Origin of the sequence: Methylotuvimicrobium buryatense 5G (genome assembly GCF_000341735.1) — a bacterium.
Taxonomy (GTDB): Bacteria; Pseudomonadota; Gammaproteobacteria; order Methylococcales; family Methylomonadaceae; genus Methylotuvimicrobium; species Methylotuvimicrobium buryatense.
This window is the reverse complement of record NZ_KB455575.1, coordinates 905,527-924,239: the sequence shown is the minus strand read 5'-3', so window position 1 is coordinate 924,239 and position 18,713 is coordinate 905,527. Positions and strand designations below refer to the sequence as shown.

General features: G+C 47.1%; 19 protein-coding genes. 8 read left to right on the top strand and 11 right to left on the bottom strand.

Annotated elements, in window-relative coordinates; genetic code table 11:
• The first annotated feature begins 20 nt into the window (after positions 1 to 20).
• The 8 genes from METBU_RS0104240 (at position 21) to METBU_RS23250 (ending at position 8,797) form a co-directional block, all read left to right on the top strand.
• Complete coding sequence (locus tag METBU_RS0104240; RefSeq protein ID WP_017839444.1) at positions 21 to 257, top strand: HypC/HybG/HupF family hydrogenase formation chaperone; 237 nt, start codon at positions 21 to 23, stop codon at positions 255 to 257.
• Entirely contained in the window at positions 250 to 600 is a 351-nt protein-coding gene (gene hypA / locus METBU_RS0104235) for a hydrogenase maturation nickel metallochaperone HypA (protein ID WP_017839443.1), read from the top strand. The genes METBU_RS0104240 and hypA overlap by 8 nt, the downstream gene beginning before the upstream one ends.
• Positions 601 to 726: 126 nt before the next feature.
• The gene (locus METBU_RS0104230) at positions 727 to 894 is read left to right on the top strand and encodes a rubredoxin (protein WP_017839442.1); all 168 of its coding nucleotides are present in this window, start codon (positions 727 to 729) and stop codon (positions 892 to 894) included.
• A gap of 11 nt (positions 895 to 905) precedes the next feature.
• Positions 906 to 1,919, top strand: coding sequence for an NAD(P)/FAD-dependent oxidoreductase (locus METBU_RS0104225; RefSeq protein WP_017839441.1), 1,014 nt, complete (start codon positions 906 to 908; stop codon positions 1,917 to 1,919).
• 60 nt (positions 1,920 to 1,979) lie between these two features.
• Complete coding sequence (locus METBU_RS0104220) at positions 1,980 to 4,250, top strand: PAS domain S-box protein (RefSeq protein WP_017839440.1); 2,271 nt, start codon at positions 1,980 to 1,982, stop codon at positions 4,248 to 4,250.
• A gap of 426 nt (positions 4,251 to 4,676) precedes the next feature.
• Positions 4,677 to 6,440 carry a protein kinase domain-containing protein gene (locus METBU_RS25125; protein ID WP_017839439.1) on the top strand — a complete coding sequence of 588 codons (1,764 nt, stop codon included), beginning with the start codon at positions 4,677 to 4,679 and terminating at the stop codon, positions 6,438 to 6,440.
• 140 nt (positions 6,441 to 6,580) lie between these two features.
• Positions 6,581 to 8,464: a serine/threonine protein kinase gene (locus METBU_RS0104210; RefSeq protein WP_017839438.1), complete on the top strand. Its 1,884-nt coding sequence runs from the start codon at positions 6,581 to 6,583 to the stop codon at positions 8,462 to 8,464.
• 150 nt (positions 8,465 to 8,614) lie between these two features.
• The gene (locus METBU_RS23250) at positions 8,615 to 8,797 is read left to right on the top strand and encodes a hypothetical protein (RefSeq protein WP_017839437.1); all 183 of its coding nucleotides are present in this window, start codon (positions 8,615 to 8,617) and stop codon (positions 8,795 to 8,797) included.
• 12 nt (positions 8,798 to 8,809) lie between these two features.
• On the opposite strand, the gene METBU_RS23245 is transcribed toward METBU_RS23250, so the two are convergent.
• The 11 genes from METBU_RS23245 to METBU_RS0104140 form a co-directional block, all read right to left on the bottom strand.
• Complete coding sequence (locus METBU_RS23245) at positions 8,810 to 9,598, bottom strand: transposase (RefSeq protein WP_459560737.1); 789 nt, start codon at positions 9,596 to 9,598, stop codon at positions 8,810 to 8,812.
• Positions 9,599 to 10,184: 586 nt separating this feature from the next.
• Positions 10,185 to 11,459 carry a TIGR02270 family protein gene (locus METBU_RS0104195; protein WP_017839435.1) on the bottom strand — a complete coding sequence of 425 codons (1,275 nt, stop codon included), beginning with the start codon at positions 11,457 to 11,459 and terminating at the stop codon, positions 10,185 to 10,187.
• A 43-nt stretch (positions 11,460 to 11,502) separates the two neighbouring features.
• Positions 11,503 to 12,063 carry a Uma2 family endonuclease gene (locus tag METBU_RS0104190; RefSeq protein WP_017839434.1) on the bottom strand — a complete coding sequence of 187 codons (561 nt, stop codon included), beginning with the start codon at positions 12,061 to 12,063 and terminating at the stop codon, positions 11,503 to 11,505.
• A 587-nt stretch (positions 12,064 to 12,650) separates the two neighbouring features.
• Positions 12,651 to 12,776, bottom strand: coding sequence for a hypothetical protein (locus METBU_RS28925; RefSeq protein WP_017839432.1), 126 nt, complete (start codon positions 12,774 to 12,776; stop codon positions 12,651 to 12,653).
• A gap of 210 nt (positions 12,777 to 12,986) precedes the next feature.
• Positions 12,987 to 13,919 carry a hypothetical protein gene (locus tag METBU_RS0104175; protein ID WP_017839431.1) on the bottom strand — a complete coding sequence of 311 codons (933 nt, stop codon included), beginning with the start codon at positions 13,917 to 13,919 and terminating at the stop codon, positions 12,987 to 12,989.
• 18 nt (positions 13,920 to 13,937) lie between these two features.
• Positions 13,938 to 15,068 (bottom strand): HNH/endonuclease VII fold toxin-2 domain-containing protein, encoded by a 1,131-nt coding sequence (locus tag METBU_RS23240; RefSeq protein ID WP_017839430.1) that lies wholly within the window; start codon positions 15,066 to 15,068, stop codon positions 13,938 to 13,940.
• Positions 15,068 to 16,105 (bottom strand): 3-oxoacyl-ACP synthase, encoded by a 1,038-nt coding sequence (locus METBU_RS0104165; protein ID WP_017839429.1) that lies wholly within the window; start codon positions 16,103 to 16,105, stop codon positions 15,068 to 15,070. The genes METBU_RS23240 and METBU_RS0104165 overlap by 1 nt, the downstream gene beginning before the upstream one ends.
• Positions 16,106 to 16,146: 41 nt before the next feature.
• Complete coding sequence (locus METBU_RS0104160; protein WP_017839428.1) at positions 16,147 to 16,359, bottom strand: hypothetical protein; 213 nt, start codon at positions 16,357 to 16,359, stop codon at positions 16,147 to 16,149.
• Positions 16,356 to 16,790 carry a hypothetical protein gene (locus METBU_RS0104155; protein ID WP_017839427.1) on the bottom strand — a complete coding sequence of 145 codons (435 nt, stop codon included), beginning with the start codon at positions 16,788 to 16,790 and terminating at the stop codon, positions 16,356 to 16,358. Before METBU_RS0104155 ends, METBU_RS0104160 begins: the two co-directional genes overlap by 4 nt.
• A 184-nt stretch (positions 16,791 to 16,974) precedes the next feature.
• Positions 16,975 to 18,090, bottom strand: coding sequence for a DUF2169 family type VI secretion system accessory protein (locus tag METBU_RS0104145; RefSeq protein WP_017839425.1), 1,116 nt, complete (start codon positions 18,088 to 18,090; stop codon positions 16,975 to 16,977).
• A 1-nt stretch (position 18,091) separates the two neighbouring features.
• Positions 18,092 to 18,577: a DUF6484 domain-containing protein gene (locus METBU_RS0104140; protein ID WP_014148424.1), complete on the bottom strand. Its 486-nt coding sequence runs from the start codon at positions 18,575 to 18,577 to the stop codon at positions 18,092 to 18,094.
• Positions 18,578 to 18,713: the final 136 nt, after the last annotated feature.

Below are 18,713 nucleotides of genomic sequence, written 5' to 3'. Positions count from 1 at the left end.
AACTCATTTCGGGAATTCTCATGTGTCTTGCCATTCCTATGCAAATTGCCTCTATTAACGGTAGTCGCGCTGTTTGTTCGATCAAAGGCATCGAACGAGAAGTCAGTTTGTTTTTACTGCAGGATGAACCGATAGGCATCGGCGATTACGTTCTAATCCATGTCGGCTATGCCATCCAGAAAATCAGTGCGGAAGAAGCGCGGTCAACTTGGGAATTACTCGATCAAATGCTAACCGAGGATGCGCAGCATGCATGAACTCTCGCTATGCGAGGATTTGCTGGATCAAGTAAAAAATCTGGCCCGGCAAAATCAAGCAACAACAGTTGCCAGCATCACGGTTAAAATCGGTGTTTTATCGGGTGTAGAGCCCTTATTGCTGCAAAGCGCATTTGAAATCAATCGCGTCGATACCATAGCCGATGGTGCCGTTTTGATTATTGAACGACAACCGGCGAAAATAGCCTGTGAACAGTGCGGCATCGAGTCGGAGGTGCCGGCTAATCGGCTCTATTGCCCAGTCTGCCAAAGCCGGGATACTCGGCTTACTGCCGGCAGCGAAATGATTCTCGAAAGGCTTGAACTGGATACCTTGGCTTGACTGTTATGTTAAAACTCATGTTTGCCTTGGCTTAGCTAATTGAGTTATAAATAAATCACTATCGGTATTTCATAGAAAATTGTGTTTGGTACGACTATTTCATCCATCATTAAGTAAGGCAACGTTATGGCAGATTATAAAAAATATCAATGTTTAGAATGCGGACATATTTACGACGAGCAATTAGGCGACCCGGATAGCGGAATCGAACCCGGCACTCGTTGGGAAGATATTCCCGATGATTGGGTTTGCCCTGAGTGCGGAGCTGAAAAAAGCGCTTTCGAACCCTTCTAAGTGCTATTACCATGAAAGTCGTGATAATCGGATCGGGGTTTGCCGGCATAACGTTTGCCGAAAAACTACATAGTTTAAGCCCGGCCGCTCGCATCACCGTGGTGACACGAGAAAGCGACGGTTTTTATTCTCGGCCGTTGCTTTCTCACGGCTTTAGCAAGGAGGATATAGAGCACTCCATCATTCTCAAAACTTTTGAAACTATTCGCCAAAAAGGGATTGAAATTCTAACAGAGACCGAAGCGGAGGTTATCGATCGCCACCATAAAATCGTCAATCTGGTAGCCGGATCAATAAAAACGACTATAGGATATGATGCTCTAGTTTTAGCCCAAGGTTCCTCAGCCTTCATCCCGCCGACCTTAATAGCCGATCGCAATAATTTTTATCTCCTTAACAGCCTTGCCGACCTCAAAGAATTACGTCAGATTCGCCAAACGTTGTTGGACAAGAACAAATCGCCTCATTGGGCTATTATCGGCGGCGGCTTAATCGGTTGCGAAGTAGCGTCGGATTTAGCCGTTTCCGGCGATAAAGTCAGCCTGTTTCATGCCATGGATCGCTTGATGGAGCGGCAACTAAGCAATGACGACTCGGCAAAACTGCTTAAAATCTTGAAAGATAGCGGAGTTAACGTTTTATTCAACCAATCTGTCGCTGGCATCGACAAGAAAGGCGGCGAAATACTTGTCAATTCCAATAACGGCGGTAAATTCGATGCAGCTTTAGTCTCTTGCGGATTCAAGCCACGGACTGAATTGGCCGCGGCCGCGGGACTGGCCGTAAACCGAGGGATAAAGGTGAATTCATTCATGCAAACCACTGACCCGGCTATCTTTGCAATCGGCGACGTTGCCGAATTGCCAAACGGTAAACTCTATGCTTTTATTTTGCCGATACGCGGGCAAGCGCAATGGCTGGCTGAATACTTAATCGATGAAGATATTCAACCTTGGATAGCCCCGGACTTTAAACCCAAATCGAAGGTACATGGCTTTGTTGCCGATAATCCAAAGTTTTTTTAAACTTTGATTGACTACTGCTGCCCACTCTCTTGATTCAAACTATTATGTAAACCGATTAACATGCATTCGTTTATCGACGGTCCGGTTTTAAGCTTAATCATCGCCAGCATTGGAAATCGGACACCTTCGACACCGGTTATCGAAGCGGTCAACGAAAGCGCGATCGCGCTTTTCGGTTATCAAACGCAACAACTCATCGCTAAGCCCATCGATAAACTGTTATCGAAGGCTAATCCAGCGAATTTTTGGCAGGAAATGCTGGGGAAAATGACTTTCGAGCAAACCAGCGTCAGTTTTCAAGCCGAACTGAAGGATGCAACCGATTCGCCATTTCCCGCATTGATTTCATTATGCCGCCTTGCTTCAAGCGAAGCCGATAATGCAAGCCGATTTGCTTTGCTGATTCAAAAACTCGGTGAAAAGACTCAGCTCGACATCAACCTTATTTTAATGCTCAGAGCCGTCGAGCAAAGCGCAAGTGCAGTTATTATCACCAACCCTTCCGGACGCATCGAATACATTAATCCGAAATTCTGTGAAATGACCGGATACTCTAAGGAAGAGCTACTCGGTTTTAACCCAAAAATTTTACAATCGGGCGATACAACCACCGAGCAATATCTTAATATGTGGCAACAACTGTTAAGCCGGGGCGAGTGGCGCGGAGAAATCAAAAATCAAAAGAAAAACGGTGAAGATTACTGGGCGTTTGAAAGCATCAGTACCATAAAAAACAGCCAAGGCCAAATCACCCACGTTCTCGCTGTCGAGGAAGATATCACCGAACGCAAGCATTTTGAAGCGGCATTAAAAGAAAGCGAGGAGCGTTTTCGGCAAATGGCAGAAATGACAGGAGAATGGCTGTGGGAGCAAGATCCGAACGGATATTACATCTATAGCAGTAATGCGGTCGAAACCATCATCGGCTTTACCCCTGAAGCCGTCTTAGGAAGGCACTATACGGAACTGTTGACACCTCAAGATCAAACCAGCTTTCAGCCCTTTTCTTCGGTACATAAACCTTTCTATTCGCTCCTTAATCATTATCGTCATAAGGACGGACACGAAGTAATCGCCGAATCCACTGGATTACCGATTACCGACAAACAAGGCAATTTGATTAAATGGCGAGGTGTAGATCGGGACATCACTGCACGTAAACATTATGAAGACGCATTGATAGAAAGCGAAAAAAGAACACGATTGATTATAGAAACCGCGCTCAATGCCATCATCATCATGGATTCCTACGGCATCATTACCGATTGGAACCAAAGGGCAGAACTCATGTTCGGATGGTCGCGCGAGGAAGCGATAGGGCAAAATGTCGCCGGGTTGATTGTACCTAAGCGCTTTCGTAAACCGCTGAACGACGAACTACAAACCTTTTTGCAAACCGGCAAAAGCCCGGTTTTGAATAAACTAACTGAACAGATCGCTTTACGTAAGGATGGTGTCGAATTTCCTATCGAACTGAGTGTCGCGCCGCTAAAAATTGGCCATGCTTACGAATTCAGTGGATTTGTGCATGACATTACCGGTCGAAAAGCCGCTGAACGCCAAATACGCATGGCCCAGGTCAATTTGGCCATTGCACAAAACGAAATGAGAATTGCTCAAAACATACAAGCATCCTTGCTTCCCTCTGCACCGGTTATGTCGGATCAGTTCAAGATCACCGGGTTTTGTCTACCTGCTACGCAAGTCGGAGGCGATTATTTCGATTATTTTTACCGCGACGACACTCATCTCGACATGGTCATTGCCGACGTCTCCGGCCATGCTGTGGGACCCGCTTTATTTATGGTTTCGGCAAGAAGCGCCATTAGGGCGCAAGCGCATTGGCCGGCATCGCCGGCGCAAACGCTCAATGTGTTAAACGACTTTCTGTTTGCCGATCTCAACCATTCCGACTACTTTATCACCTTGTTTTACTTGCAATACGATACGCAAACTCACCACCTAAGGTATTCCAATGCCGGACACCCAACCCCTCTACTTTACCGTCGTGCTCGAGCTCAATGCGAACAACTCGACACGGACGGACTGATCGTCGGCATACGCGAGCATGTCGATTTCGAGGAAAAAAGAACCGTGCTGGCCGAAGGCGATTGTTTACTACTTTACACAGATGGCTTGACCGAGGCGGAAAACCCCCAAGGCGACTTTTTCGGTACCGAACGGCTCGTAAATATTTTTTCTCAGTCCATTGAATACGAGCCGAACGACATCATCGATAATATTGTTCAACGGCTCAAACAATTTTGCCAAACCGAAGTGTTTAATGACGATATCACGCTGATGGTGTTTAAGAGGGTGAATAGTGAATAGTGAATAGTGAATAGTGAATAGTGAATAGTGAATAGTGAATAGTGAATGGACTGCTTGCTTGGATTTAGGTTCGGAAATACTTATTAATTTTTCTCGATTGAATTGAATGGTCTGCGCTATTGCTGCAGTTGGTGGGGACATTTCCGCTTTTTTACAAGCACCGGAAGGTTGACAATGCGTACCTTTCTTCAAGGACTTCCCGTTGTCCCAGTCATACTAGGTTACGCGATTGATGCCTTTCCTACCTTAAAAACGTTACGGACGGGTTTACAAAACCTCGTCCGGCTAATCATTGACTATTCACCTTTCACCTTTCACCTTTTACTATTTACCATTCACCATTCACCATTCACTATTACCCGCCTATTATTCGCTATACCATTTTGCTCATTAAGAGCCGTTATAAAACCGATTCACTGGAAAATCATGGAAACCCCATTAAGCCACTTTGTTCAGGTATTAAATTCTTTCCGCGAAGGTGAAACAACCTTCGGCGATTTGTCGAAACAAATGCGTCAGCTACTTAGCGAACATCCCGAACAATCAGGCGAACTGCGCAAGTTGCTGGATGATTGCTTTGAACAGGGCTATTTACCACAGCAAATTCACCAGGGCTTAATCGCACAAACAACCCTATCTCTGCATCATACCGACAATGACAACGAAACACGACTAAGCACGTCCTCTCACGATCATGATGAAACCATCGTCCGGCCAACAACAAAAAACAGTACACCTAAACCGGGCGAAATCATTCAACCGAATGTTGACCTAGAGAAAACCCGGTTGACCGATCGTTTCGAGTCCACTGCTCAAAGAGGGACGGTTAGCTCGGTTGATATAACATCCGGACAAACGATTAATACGACTCGAGGCACAAAATACGTCGGATCATCTGGGTTTAGCTCAGCCGAAACAGAAAAAATAGGTATCGGCTCGGTGCTAAAAGACCGTTTCATACTCGAAGAATTGCTCGGTAGCGGTGGCATGGGCGTCGTTTATAAGGCACTCGACTTGCGTAAACAAGAAGCTCAAGATAAATCCCCTTATGTCGCCTTGAAAATTTTAAACGACGAATTCAAGGATAATCCGACCTCTTATATTGCTCTTCAGCGGGAAACGAGAAAAGCTCAAACACTGGCACATCCGAATATCATTACCGTCTATGACTTCGATAGAGACCGATCTCATATTTTTATGTCGATGGAAGTATTGACCGGACAGTCGTTAAAAGACTACATCAATAAAGTTATTCCAAACGGCATGCCGTTTAAAAAAGCTTGGCACATTATCAAAGGCATGTGCTTGGCTTTGGCTTATGCGCATAAAAACGGCATCATCCATTCCGACTTTAAACCGGGCAATGTTTCGATATTAGAAAACGGCGAAGTCAAGGTTCTCGATTTTGGTATCGCCTGTGCGGTCAGTCGTCCCGATAAAGATCAGGACGAAACTATTTTCGATGCTCGTAGGGACTTAGGCGCATTAACGCCGGCTTATGCCAGCCTGGAAATGTTTTCTAATAAAGAGCCCGATCCTAGCGACGATGTTTACGCGCTCGCTTGCGTCATCTATGAAGTTTTGACTGGAAAACATCCTTACGGAAAATTATCGGCACTCAAGGCCCACGAGCTTAATCTACAGCCTAAAGCAGTGCCCGGACTAAGTCGTCGACAGTGGAAAGGTTTGCAACGCGCTTTAGCATTGGAAAGAAAGGACCGCACTCCCTCGGCCAAGCAGCTCATCACCGACTTGCAGCCACGTTCGCCCCTACCGATTATTCTAGGTACAACGGCTGTAATAGCCATTGCCGTTACGACCGGAGGCTATATCAAACTATCGCAGGAAACCGACCCGCTTCAAGATAAAATTATTGAGCTAACGCCGAAACAACAACTTAAGGTTAAAGACTTATTGGAACTGGCCGAGATTCATTTTGAAGTCGGTTATCTGACCGCCCCGACCGGCAGTAATGCTTTATGGTCGTATCGACAAGCACTCGAAATCGACCCTTATAATAAAGAAGCCAAAAACGGTTTGAAGAAGATTGCCGATATCCTGGCAGAACAAGCCCAGCAATTATATGCTCAAGGAAAATACGATGAAAGCCTAAGCAAAATTGAAGAAGGGCTCGAAGCAATACCCAAGCATGACGAATTATTGGCTTTGAAGAAAAAAATCTTAAATTAAACGAATTTATACCCATTGCAAAGCAAAATTTTAAATTATCCTTTAGTAAAAGTTTATGCGTTTTGATAAAAGAGTGCCGAAGCAGATAAAGACTATGACAATATTCAACAGAACACACGCCTGAGAGCAGCCGAGGTCAAATGCTTAACGACGAATCCCATTCCAATACATCGCTGATCGATGAAGACGACTCGACACGTTTTGCCACAAATCGTCCTTTGACTATTGAACCCGACAATAAAAATTCCGGTAATCAAAGATTCAAGAATCTGAGCGTACTCGATATTCTCGGTCAAGGCGGTGTAGGTCGGGTTTATCTGGCCTATGACGAAACCATCGGCAGGCGCGTCGCAGTCAAGGAGATGCTGGATGAATTAAGCGGTGACGTCGAACTCGATCATTCGTTTTTACATGAAGCCAAAATTACCGGAAAACTTGAGCACCCGGGCATTGTCCCTGTCTATGAACTGGGTCAACGAAATGACGGTAGGCCTTATTATGTGATGCGCTATATTAAAGGCGAAACGCTGGCCCGGAAATTCGAAAAAATATCCGACACCGATCCCAAAACTGGATTCAACCAACGCATTCAACTATTAGATACTTTAATCGATGTTTGCAATACCTTGGCCTATGCTCATGCCAAAGGCGTCATTCATCGCGACTTAAAACCCGCGAATATTATTGTCGGTAATTTCGGCGAAACCATCGTTGTCGACTGGGGATTAGCCCAGGTGCTGGACGATGATGACAATACCTATTTTTATCGAGAAGCGCTCACTCACCAACGCGATAGCTTAAGCGATTCAAGCACATCGGAAGCGCTGGGTACACCCGCCTATATGGCGCCGGAACAATTCAGCGGCCACGCGGATAAAACATCGGATGTTTACAGTTTAGGAGTGATTCTCTATAAAATTATTACCGGCACCCAACCTTACCGTGGCTCGATTTCCGCAGTACAGCAACAAATAGAAAAGGATTCCGATACTCCCTCTCCTAAACAATTCAATACTGCAGCACCTCCTGAATTGATTGCAATCTGCGAAAAGGCCGTGCATAAGAACCCTTTGCAGCGTTTTACCGATGCCGGAAAATTCGCGGAAGAATTGAAGGCCTTTCGTGACGGACGGATGGTCAATGTCTATGCCTATTCAAGACGTGAATTATTAAGCCGTTTTTTTGCACAAAATAAATTTGCCGTTTTCTTGACCGCATTGCTACTCATTGCAATTAGTATCGGAGCGGGCTTTTCGCTTCATTATGCACACCAAATGCATGAAGCTAAACATGAAGCCGAACAAGCCTTAAGCCGAATCACTTTTTACGGAGAACGCTCACAGCAACAAGCACGTTCCATCGCGCATGCGCTGCAATCGAAAATCGCACTGGTATTTTCCGTTCTGAGCCAAGCGGCAGAAAAACTCAGCTCCGGCGATATCGACGAGTCGTCGATCTTAGAAGAATTACAAAACCGTTATCCGCAGTTTGATTCGTTTTTTATTCAACCTATTTCAGTGCTAACAGGAGCGTTTATCGCAAGTGAAGAAAACGATGAGCTAATACCGATTGCCGATTTCGAAAATAACCGACTTATTCTAAAATACCGAATGCCTATCAAAAAGGACGGTCGCATTGTCGAATACCTCGAAGCTAGAATGTCCCCGGAAAAGATACTGCCCAAACTGTTTGCGACCATTCTGAACCAGGATGAAATACAACCGGATATCTGGATCATGCGTAACGATGGCTTGATCCTGTATGACGCCAATTCGGACTATATCGGTACGAATCTTTTTATCGACCCGGTCAGCCGCCAATCACCCTCGCTGCAGGCTTTCGGGAGATTAGTCATGATCGATGACGACAGCATCAGTTATTACAGTTATCGCGAAGACGGCGCAGAGGTCTTTAAAATCGCCGCTTGGGATTCTATTGAATTTAATGTCAAACACGATTGGAAAATCATTGTCGACTATACTTATCTGCGCAAAGAAATGAGGAACACATTCCGTTTATTCTAAAAAGTAACTGCGAGTTCACTAAGGATTTCGTGATAAATAACGCCCTGGAACTATGCGCTTTGTTGAGGATTCGGTAACTCGCTTGGCAGGACGTCGTAAATACATCCTTATAGGCTTGACGGCGGCGACTGATTGCCAAGGATGGCATGAATGCAGATTTTGCAGGAGCAAAAATCTGCCCTGCCCCCGACACCTGCCAATCGAGCAACCAAAATTTACGACCAAATCCTAAACAGGCAAAATCTTCAAACGAACAGCAGCAAAACGGCGACGATACCGAAAATCATCGCGAGCCTTAACCATATTCGCGCCTCTGTCGTTAGGCCTGATTGACTGACAAAACTCTTAACTCCTTAATGGCATAGCAAAAAGGAAAATACGGCAGGGTAAATCATCCATCCAGCGGGATCGATCGGGTTGCCGTTTACTCGCCCGAGCGGGCTCGGGGTCGTGCAAAGCGTGCAGAACTAGGCTGTCAATGATGGCATCACCGCGAGCGCAAGCTCGCCGGATCCAATCCCAGCCGATACGGGCATAGCTATAACCGCGAAACCAATGCGGATCGACACACCGCCGCTTGCCTGAGGCAACGATCGCACCCCCTTGGCAAACCAACACCAAGGTGGCGACAGCCATGATGAAACAGAGCCTTTGAAGCACCTCGGTTTCGCGCAATTGCGAAGACTCCCACTGAAAACCGTTGGATTTGTGATCCAAAAAGCCCTCTTCGATGTTGAAGCGCCGCCCATATTCATAGAGCGTATCGCCATTGGTGGGCTGGTCGCTGACGATGATCCATGGTTCTTTCGCCCCTTTTTCCCAGCCGACCACCAAGTGCGCCGGGATATGCGCACCGGTCACCCCGACATGGTGGTAATAACAAACTTCCCCGGCTAGCAATCGTAAGGTCAGCTTGCGGTAGCCNCTGCCCGTTTTTTGGTAAAACCCGACGGAACGCTTGCAGCGAATACGCGCGTGCCAGCCGGCCGTCTTGCGAATCCAATTCAGCAATTCGCCATGTAAAAAGCCACGATCCGCCAGCAAGATGATCTCTCGTTCCGGAAACAGTCGCGCCGCAAACCCCAATACGCCTCGGTAGTCTTTGAACGCCACGCTCGCACTGGGATGTTTCATCACTTTCCAAACTAATGGAATCGACCTCCCACGATAAACTAGCGCCAACTGGATCACGCAGAACGTGTCCCAGAGCATCGAAGTATCTAAGGCGACCAGCAACGGCTCTTCCGCCACGTCNTTCAGAGCCTCCCGCAATAACGCCGCATACAAACGCAACACATCGATACGCCCATTCGTCAGCCAACGCTTGAAACGTCTCTCGACGCTTTGCGCCATTTCCGCACGGCTAACGACATAAGGCGACCACTTACTTAGACTGATCCAACCACTGGACAATAAACCCAACACCATCCAAGCCACGGTATACAGGTGCCGTCTATCGCGCCATGGCGCATGGTGCAATAATTTCAAGATGCTATCGTATAAAGGCGTGCTCTGTTTCATGTTTCGCTTCCTTGCTAGAACCGGTCAAATATCGATATTATCTCCTAATTTTTTCGAATTTTGAGTTTTGTCAGTCAATCAGGTCGTTAGGCTGTGCCGGTGAGTCCAAAAGTTTCTTAATACCAAACCGAAAAATACAATTGAAACGAGCAAAAAAATCAATCCTGCAATGGATATCGACATGAAACGTTCTCCCCGCTTATTCGCTTAACCATGATTGTTGCCGCCATCCTGGTGCGCGCACTTCGAACAGAGGCGCTTCAACTTGCATTAAAGCAAGTTCCAAGGCCGCCGACTTACGCTGGCGCTGATAACCTTCGGTCAATATGCGTTTACACTGCAATTCCGAGATCGGCATGCCTGAAAAATAGCGAACGCCTTGGTTGAAACGTCCCTTGTTCGTGTCCCACCAAGCGGCTATTTTTAGAGGGCAAGGCCAAGGCAAGTCTTCGTCGCTGTCCATCGTTACATCTTCATCTGCCGGATTTTCGGTAGGCCCCGCATCGAAGCCTTGCGGCGGTTCGTCATCCAAATCTTCATAAGCGATATCGACGCCGGTGATGCTGCTGAACGCCTCGCCGGCCACTCGCGACAACTCGGGAATGCTCATTTGCTTGATCAGCCAAGGAACGTAAAACGGATCGCCGATGATGCCGACGCCGACGACCAAATCGCGTTGCCATTCCGGATATCGAGCCAAGTTTTTCAGCCAGCGATGCGCATCAATGGGAGACATTGCGCGTAATAGCAAATCAAACGCGCGCTGGCCCAACGGGGACTTGATGCAAGCAGACGTTTTCAATGTTTCGATCGCTCGTATCCTATCGCCTAACAGCACTGAGGACCAGGCGGCCCAAAATTGGACTGCTTCATCGTCCGCTTTTAGCTGATCCTGAATCGGTTCAATCAAATCACGGCGTTTGAGTTGCCCCGCGGCTCTTAATGCACAGGCCTTTAGCGAAGCCGGTGCTTGGTCATCAGCGATAGTCTTAGCGAGAACCAAGCTCGGATCGGCGCGATGAACTGCGCAGGCGGCAATGCCAATCTGTATGAGTAAAGGCGAATCCGATGTCAAATAGCTTTTGACCGTACCGGCAAGTCGTTGCGGCGCAACCCAACCGAACGCCGAAACCAGACCGCGCAATGCTTCCGGAAATTGCGTCACTGTTTCAAGAACGCGTTCGAGACGATTCGCATACTTGCTCTCCAGCGCCAAGATTCCTGCGGCAAAGACCTCCCCCGGTTCGCCGAATTTTAAGGCCTCTTCGCATAACTGCCAAGCCTCGCTCCCGGCAATTCGTAAACCGTCCAGATGCGCTTCGATGCGGCTGTCGAGTTTTGCCAAGTCTTCCAAGCGATAATGCGGGGCATAGACGGCATAACTGCGTAATATCCACAGAAAAGCCGTTTCTTCGGCGTGTTGTTCGAGAATCTGGGGAATGATTCTTTTGGTTATTACGCTGGGAGTTTGCAAATTGCGTTTACCTGGTTTCTATTCGGATAGTTGATGAATGATATTAATCGGCATTCTCGAAAAGCGTAGCGCAATCGATTGCCAAGTCTACGCTTGAAAAAAAAACCGGTTCATTCTCACAGAATTCATACAAAACCCAATGCCCGGTATCGTCCCGCCGAAAGATTTCCGCCTTACGGGCAACCGGGTCGATTAATACATATTCGGCCAAGGATGAAAACTTTCTATAGTTGGCAAACTTCTCTCCCCGGTCATATGCTTCCGTGGATTCGGACAAGACTTCGATGATCAAACGCGGTTCGGACATATAGCATTCGGCTTTATGATCCGACTCGGAACAGGTGACAAATACGTCCGGATAAAAAAACGCATCCGCCAAATCCAATTTCAATTTCATGTCAGACATGTAGACACGGCAGGGAGTCCCTGCAAGGTGGTTTCCAAGGAATCGAAAAAGGTTCCCGGCTATCGTGGCATGCTGACGCGTCACGCCAACCATCGCAAAAATCTCGCCACCGATGAATTCGTGTTTATCTTTTTGCCGTTCCTCCCATTCGAGGAATTCCTCGGGGGACATCGGTTCAGTTGTTGCCGGGAATGACATCGTCAATGCCTCCATAAAGTCTATTAAGGGCCTAAAGTACAGAATAGGCAAATTTTGTACGGCGAAGCTTATTACTATGAAAGTTCGTAGTTTTAGACTTTTTATCTAATTTTTCGACCTGATTAGCAAGATGCTTCAGCTTGCCGAAGCCAAGTGTCCGAGCGGAGGCCAGTTGTAGCCGCAGCCACTTCTGCGGGACGGGTTATTTAACCCGTCCCCAAGTTTCGGTTTGCCCTAAACATTTCGGCTTACTTCGGCCAAAGTCGAAACGTTTAGGACGAGGTTGAAAACCCCGTCCTGCTAGGATCTCCTGGTTTTTGGGCTTTAGCTGAAGAAACTTGCTAATCAGGTTTTTCGATATGCAAAAATATTCTGTAAAAATGCCGGTTCCGAAGAGGGTGCGGTTGCTCGACCGATAGGCGTCGGCGGCAGGGATAGCCGCCGCCGAGCCTACATGGACGTATTCACGGCGTCCTGTCGGGCGAGTGACCGCACCTTCCCCAACGCCTCGCACTTTCATTTACTGGGACGATGGCAAAGCCTTCATGAACGTTACTATGAAAGTACGGAATCGGAACAGAGTAGGGTTACTCGGCAGCACACATCAAATCGATATGGTCGGCCAACAAATCCCGTTTACGTTCCAGAAAATTGACCGTAAAAAAAATAACAACCGCCCGGCACAAAATTACGCCGATAATTCGGCATGCCATCTCCCGAATATCAATTTAGATTCGTAGGGCGGTTTCGCGCCAGCAAACCTTCATTAAAGCCGCCCAGAAACATTGACGGACATTACAGAATCATTGCTCCGTCCGAAGGTGAATTGCCAAGGTAAATCTAGCTTACGTTCATTCGCCGTAAGAACGAGATGCCATTGAAGAGTTATTTGTGACCGCTCGTCCATAGTTTCAGGGTATAAGTTATGAAAGTAGCATTAGCTCTCGCCAATCAGATCCGTCATATTGCACTAATTGCTTGGAACCGATGGACCAAACACAGTCTATGCAAGTCTTAAGTCGGTAAGTGAAACTGGGTATGTCGCTAAATTCTGAATATTCTATAAATTGTAATTCGTTATCGACAATTTCATAGATTGAATTCATACTGCATACGAAAGTCCTTCCCTCAAATGAACAGATACCCCAAAGCTTATCGCCAGTAATTTCATTGTTTATTATCGACCAATCGTTTAAGCCACGCCCCCTAAGAATGGTTCCTTGATCACCACAAGTGTATATAAAGCCATCGTTAGTTAGAACAGCGTCATAAATATCTAGATTTGTTGGCAAATCTAATCTCGTGCTACGATTGTCAGCGAATAAAATTCCAATCCCATGCCAACCGAATAGATAGAATGATCCTTCAGGTAGTGCCACTATTTTTTCAAAGCCTACATATTTAAATTGTTCAATATCCTGGCTCATTTTGATTTCCTGATCTTTCCATTCGGAAGTGGTTTTTTTTAGGAAAGCAGTGTTTCCTCCCCCCGCAACTATATGATATGAATTAGAAGAAAAGGCTTGGGACCTAAGTGCTCCGAAATTTTTGTTTGAAGTAATGGGATCGGATGCCTCTATAGTATTACCGTTGTAAAACCATATCCCACCGTCTTCGCCAAGAAAGTAACCGTTAAGATTTCCACCTTCATTTGCGAGAATAACATCACAGCAATTTGATGAAACTAGAATACCGTTGGTGACGTCATGATCCTTAACTACGAGTAAGCTGTGTGGCTCCTTATCATGAAAAAGTTCATCAATTGAAAGTATCAACAATCCAGTATCACAGGAAATGGGAGCTCCTGTTACAAAAGAAATCCCTGGATTTGTAAAATTTACATTACTCATTTGCATTTTAGATATCCTAAACTTTCATCCCAGCCACGATTTGGCTAGTTTTGCTGCTCTGACTGATATACCTTGTTTCCAAGGAGCACTCTCTCCAAGTCCAAACTGTGACATAGATACCTTAGCGTTGTTATCCTGGACCTTTCTGTGATAATCAAGCAGTTGGGCTTCTAAACACTCGACACTGCACCCTTTAAACGTATCAGAGGCTGTCACTGCGCCAACAATGGCAAGTGTTTCTAAATCTGTCTCCGCTCCTTTTCCTCCCATCTGGTTAACAAAAGCTTTACGCTTGGTCGACAATACACCATGAGTTGAGCAGGTAGCCGCACCGCCTTCGACGCACATGGAGGGTGCGTCCTTGTCATTATATTTATCCCAGCCTGGCTTTCGTTTTCCCGTTGTTCGATCCTGTCCAGCTTCGACAAATGATTTGACATCGATTAAGTGATCAGGTGTCTGTCCAGGGCAACATTTATTAGGTTCATATGGCGATAAAAAACAGCGCAAGGCCTTCTGGCAAGGATCTCTTTGCATTTCCCCACCTAGTTTCCGCTCTAAAGCCTGTTTTTCAGCCTTACTTTTGCCGGAATTTTTCTTTCGTGCTTCAACTAATTCGTATCCTGAGGTGGGGCACTTAACCGGTTTATTAAGATCGCCACACTTCGATTCAACATTATTTTTTTCATCTGCACATTCACCAATATTACCCATTGCCATCCGGTCAGAAAATATCCAAGGAACTGCCTCATTAGCCATTGGGCTTGCATGGTTATCAGTCGTTAAGTCCAAATGCCGATCAACATTCTCTCCTTCAAATTTGACATTCATCGACCATTTGATGAAATAAACTTTTCCTCTATTGGTACTTGAAATTACCCCTTTTTTGGCAGCCGACCCTGCCTCGTCGCCGGTCGATTTCTTGAAGTAAGACTTATTTTTCAGCATGACTTCTTTGCCCGTGATTTTCACGTTTTTGCTACCTTTCGTGGTATCAGAGGCAAATCCAGTATTCGGGTAGGGAATAGGAACGCCAGGCGGCGTCGCCGGATTTTCCGGCGGGGTAAAACAAACGTCCGGAAACGAAGCGATGGTTTTTCCAGAGCCTGCTTTACAGGCTAGTTCCATGCCGTTAGCATACACTTCATTCGCCATTATTTTGCTCCTACCGTTTGCCAAGCCAATATCATAGAAGCCCGCTTACCGTCGTCATTGCCTAGATGGGCCCAAATGTGATTCCCCTTACTATAATTTTTTTCGCAGGCGGATTTCAGATATCCAAGCATAACCAAGCCAATTGCCGAACCGGTTTCGCCGATACAATCCGCAGGATGCCAAATGTCGAATTCTTCTCGCTTAGTACGGTCGACGCGGCTGAAAGCGATGCTCGATTCTTTAAAATGATATTGTTCGCCTGCAATGTCGGTGATTTTGAATTCGAGGATGCTTTCACCGCAACCGGCATCGATTAGCGACTCTTTCAAAGCCGCAGTTAAGCCATCTGCTATCAATGGTTCTTCCGAGTCAATGTGAGCTTTTTCAACAGCAAATCCTAGGCCATGGCAAATGAGCTGTGGCTCCGGCTTTGCGTAAGTCGGTTCTATGATGAGCGCCGCCCCCGCCTCGCCGGGTATGAATCCGTTGGAGTTTTGACTGGTCAGCAAGCGCTCGTGTTCTTCATAGTGCGCTAAGGATTGCGCGACAAGAAGACTATCGGTTGCTGCAATCAACACATGTTTGAGTTTCAATTCCTGAATGAGCGGCCTGGCATGTCTCAGCGCGAGTGCGACGCCGACATGCCCTCCGGCAATGACCAGTGATTTTTCATGAAATTCCAGTTGCAGTTCTTCCAACAAATCATGAAAAAACTGATTGTCGTCGTCGATTACCCGGCCTTTTCTGTCGCGCTCCGACAAACAAAGCAATAATGGCGTCTCGACGGGATTGATCAACGGGTTGCCGGACAAGCATTCTCGGATCGCAGCGGCGGCCATTTTGATCAGCTTTGTTTTGCCGCGCCACGGCTGTTCGAGCGGCACTTCGCAGCCCATGATCCACTCGCCGCCTTGGTCCATGAAGCGGGTTTCCTGAAAATTGTCGATCGCACAGCGTATCGCGGCACAGCTCGCCGGCGCATCAAGGCCGACGCCAGTGACCAGGCCGGTACCGGTAATCGCCAAAGGAAAGCTCATGAGGTCATCCCTTAGCGGTCTTTGGAGAAAAGGTCGGCATGCTATTTGGTTGTTTGCTCGAGTTTTTTTCGCAAAGCCATTGCATGTTCACTCAGTTCTTCGATAGTCATTGAATCATCCTGTTCTTGATGCCACTTTGTGTAATCGAAAGGCTCTCTCTGAATCAAAGCGATAAATCGTTCCGCTTCGACATCTCCGAGATAGTCGGAAAGGATCTGCATGCCTTTTGTTTTAATTTCGGTATCGGTAATCATTGCATCACTTCTTTTATAAAACCAATGGGATCGGTAATCTTGACATCATCGATTGATATGGATTTTTTAATAATGCCGTCATCAGTAGTTAGAAAATAATCAGAATTTGCCATAATTGCACAGGCGATATGAAGCGAATCGGTCTTCTTGATCCCAATTGCGGTAATACGGTTTGCAATTTCAATAAGCTCCGTGCTAGCTTCTATATCGTCTTGGGCATAATTGCGCCATTTTGAAAGTTGTTCTCTTCGCTCATGAAAAGGATTTCTACTATTTTCATAGTCTAAAATATATGACCATACCAACCCAAAGATACCTGCGCGAATATCTTCTTGAATCTTTAATTTTGCCTCTGATTCAAGCTTGATTCTTAGCCGGGACTGATCGTCAAAGGGCCTGTTGAAACAACAATTATCCAAATAAATTTTCATTTACTCCCTTTTGTACGAAAAACCGTCTAAGAATAAAAGGTATGAGATGTGTCTATCGAGGACCGCCGTGAACCACTCCATGGGGGCTTGGCGGCAGCTCTCCCTGCTGCCGACATCCTCGCTAGCCACATCCCATACCTTCATAAAGTTAACCATTTTTTGAGTATAAAGGGAGTAGGATTACTCAACTTTCCTCCTCCGCTTCCGGTCGATTGGCTTTAGCCAAATGCGCCAACGAAGGATAATAGGTTTTGCCTATCTCCCGAGCACGCCACCAAGCCCGAGACATTTCGCCGACCAATACTTGTGAAACTTCGAACATGCTCTTCTTCAACGGTCGTGCGATGCGCCAGGTGATCGTGAATCGCCCCAAATCAGGCTCGATGATCAAGGTATCGATCATCGCCCGGGTTTCTTCCTTGCCCCCTTTTTTCGGAAAAAACACGACCGGCATGTCTATTTTAGGCAGCCAAAAACGGCTTCGTCCCGACGGCGTCAGATTGGCCAACACGATCTCTTCTCCGCCTTGCAAATACGGAATTTGTTGATCGGGCGGCGCCGCCTGAAAATAGGCTTCGTCGAAATCGGGCGGTAGAAACGGAAAAATATGGTCGGTCCAGTGTTGATCATAGGTTCCGGCTAGACGATAACGCGGCTCCCAACTGCGCCCGACCGGACCGAAAGACATCGGTCGATAGTCGCCGGCGGGATTCGTAATCGAACGTTCGCTCTCCTCGGTATTCGGCATCGGCGCGCCGTTCACGAGTTCGCTGCTTAGCATGGCGTGATAGCCAACGCCTACCGGATTAGGCCGATAGGCGCTGTGTTTTTCGGGATCGACATGAAAATCGTCCAATCCGCCGAAGGCGCGATCATAGGTGATCGGAATTTGCAAAAACGGCGCCGGCGGCTTCGCCTCGATGCCGCCGATACCCGCTTGCCAAACGCGATCGCCGACGACGCGAAATACTTTCTTAAAATCGCCGACTTTAAGGCCGACCGGAATTTGATTGACCGGCGTGCCTTCCGGCGCATAGGCGGTTCCGAGCAGCAACACGTCGCAGCGTGGTTTTCTGGGCGCGAAGTCGCTTTCATAAATGGGCGCTGAAAATCCCGGTTCTCCGGTGAAAGTATCGGCGAAAACCAATGGAGTTTGCTCCTCGGCTAGCTGCGGGACAATATTGGCCAACTCGGGTATCTGAAAGGTCCCTTTGATCACGACCACCAACAGTTCTCGGCCATCGACTTGCAAGCCTTGAGTATAGGCTGCCTGCATGCGGGTGGCGTTGATCAGATCCATATCAGTTGATTTGCACCGAGCCGCCCTTGATGCGATTGACGCCGGACGAGCGATTGAGAATATAAGCGCCTCGGATGATGATTTTACCGGCGCGGGTCAACGTGATGCTGGCCTTGCCGCAGCGCAACACGATTTCCTGATTGGCTTGCAGGACTACCCGTTCGCCGTCTATTTCTGCATTGAAAGCTTGTTCATTCGGCTTTTCGGTTGAAATAACCGGCTGTTGCATGCGTCCGATGATCAGCGGCCTCGCCGGGTCGCCATTTTCGAACAATAATGCCACCTCGCAGCCGATATCCTCGCGCGTCAGGTTCGCGGTCGAACGGGCCGGCGCTGCCTCAGCCTGAGGATTACCAGTGAAACCGACCAGAGGCGCGCCTTGACCGTCGAATCCAATCAATAAACCGACAACCACGCCGTCGATCTTTTCTGTGATGGCATTTTCTGTGTAAAGCTGATTCGTTGGTTTGGTCAAAACATCGGTCATGCTTGCGTCTCCGAAAAATTATACTTCGCGCGGTCATGTTTGAGGCTTTTATGGCAATTGCTATTTTGTTCGAGAGCAAGGCGCGAAAACAGGCGCATAGCAAGCTATGTAACTGTTTTCGCAAAGCTTCCGCTCC

Bases quoted from the DNA above. Each gene is read 5' to 3' on its own strand.
- METBU_RS0104240 (WP_017839444.1), top strand. From the start codon at position 21: ATGTGTCTTGCCATTCCTATGCAAATTGCCTCTATTAACGGTAGTCGC.
- hypA (WP_017839443.1), top strand. From the start codon at position 250: ATGCATGAACTCTCGCTATGCGAGGATTTGCTGGATCAAGTAAAAAAT.
- METBU_RS0104230 (WP_017839442.1), top strand. From the start codon at position 727: ATGGCAGATTATAAAAAATATCAATGTTTAGAATGCGGACATATTTAC.
- METBU_RS0104225 (WP_017839441.1), top strand. From the start codon at position 906: ATGAAAGTCGTGATAATCGGATCGGGGTTTGCCGGCATAACGTTTGCC.
- METBU_RS0104220 (WP_017839440.1), top strand. From the start codon at position 1,980: ATGCATTCGTTTATCGACGGTCCGGTTTTAAGCTTAATCATCGCCAGC.
- METBU_RS25125 (WP_017839439.1), top strand. From the start codon at position 4,677: ATGGAAACCCCATTAAGCCACTTTGTTCAGGTATTAAATTCTTTCCGC.
- METBU_RS0104210 (WP_017839438.1), top strand. From the start codon at position 6,581: ATGCTTAACGACGAATCCCATTCCAATACATCGCTGATCGATGAAGAC.
- METBU_RS23250 (WP_017839437.1), top strand. From the start codon at position 8,615: ATGCAGATTTTGCAGGAGCAAAAATCTGCCCTGCCCCCGACACCTGCC.
- METBU_RS0104190 (WP_017839434.1), bottom strand. From the start codon at position 12,063: ATGTCATTCCCGGCAACAACTGAACCGATGTCCCCCGAGGAATTCCTC.
- METBU_RS28925 (WP_017839432.1), bottom strand. From the start codon at position 12,776: ATGGCATGCCGAATTATCGGCGTAATTTTGTGCCGGGCGGTTGTTATT.
- METBU_RS0104175 (WP_017839431.1), bottom strand. From the start codon at position 13,919: ATGCAAATGAGTAATGTAAATTTTACAAATCCAGGGATTTCTTTTGTA.
- METBU_RS23240 (WP_017839430.1), bottom strand. From the start codon at position 15,068: ATGGCGAATGAAGTGTATGCTAACGGCATGGAACTAGCCTGTAAAGCA.
- METBU_RS0104165 (WP_017839429.1), bottom strand. From the start codon at position 16,105: ATGAGCTTTCCTTTGGCGATTACCGGTACCGGCCTGGTCACTGGCGTC.
- METBU_RS0104160 (WP_017839428.1), bottom strand. From the start codon at position 16,359: ATGATTACCGATACCGAAATTAAAACAAAAGGCATGCAGATCCTTTCC.
- METBU_RS0104155 (WP_017839427.1), bottom strand. From the start codon at position 16,790: ATGAAAATTTATTTGGATAATTGTTGTTTCAACAGGCCCTTTGACGAT.
- METBU_RS0104145 (WP_017839425.1), bottom strand. From the start codon at position 18,090: ATGGATCTGATCAACGCCACCCGCATGCAGGCAGCCTATACTCAAGGC.
- METBU_RS0104140 (WP_014148424.1), bottom strand. From the start codon at position 18,577: ATGACCGATGTTTTGACCAAACCAACGAATCAGCTTTACACAGAAAAT.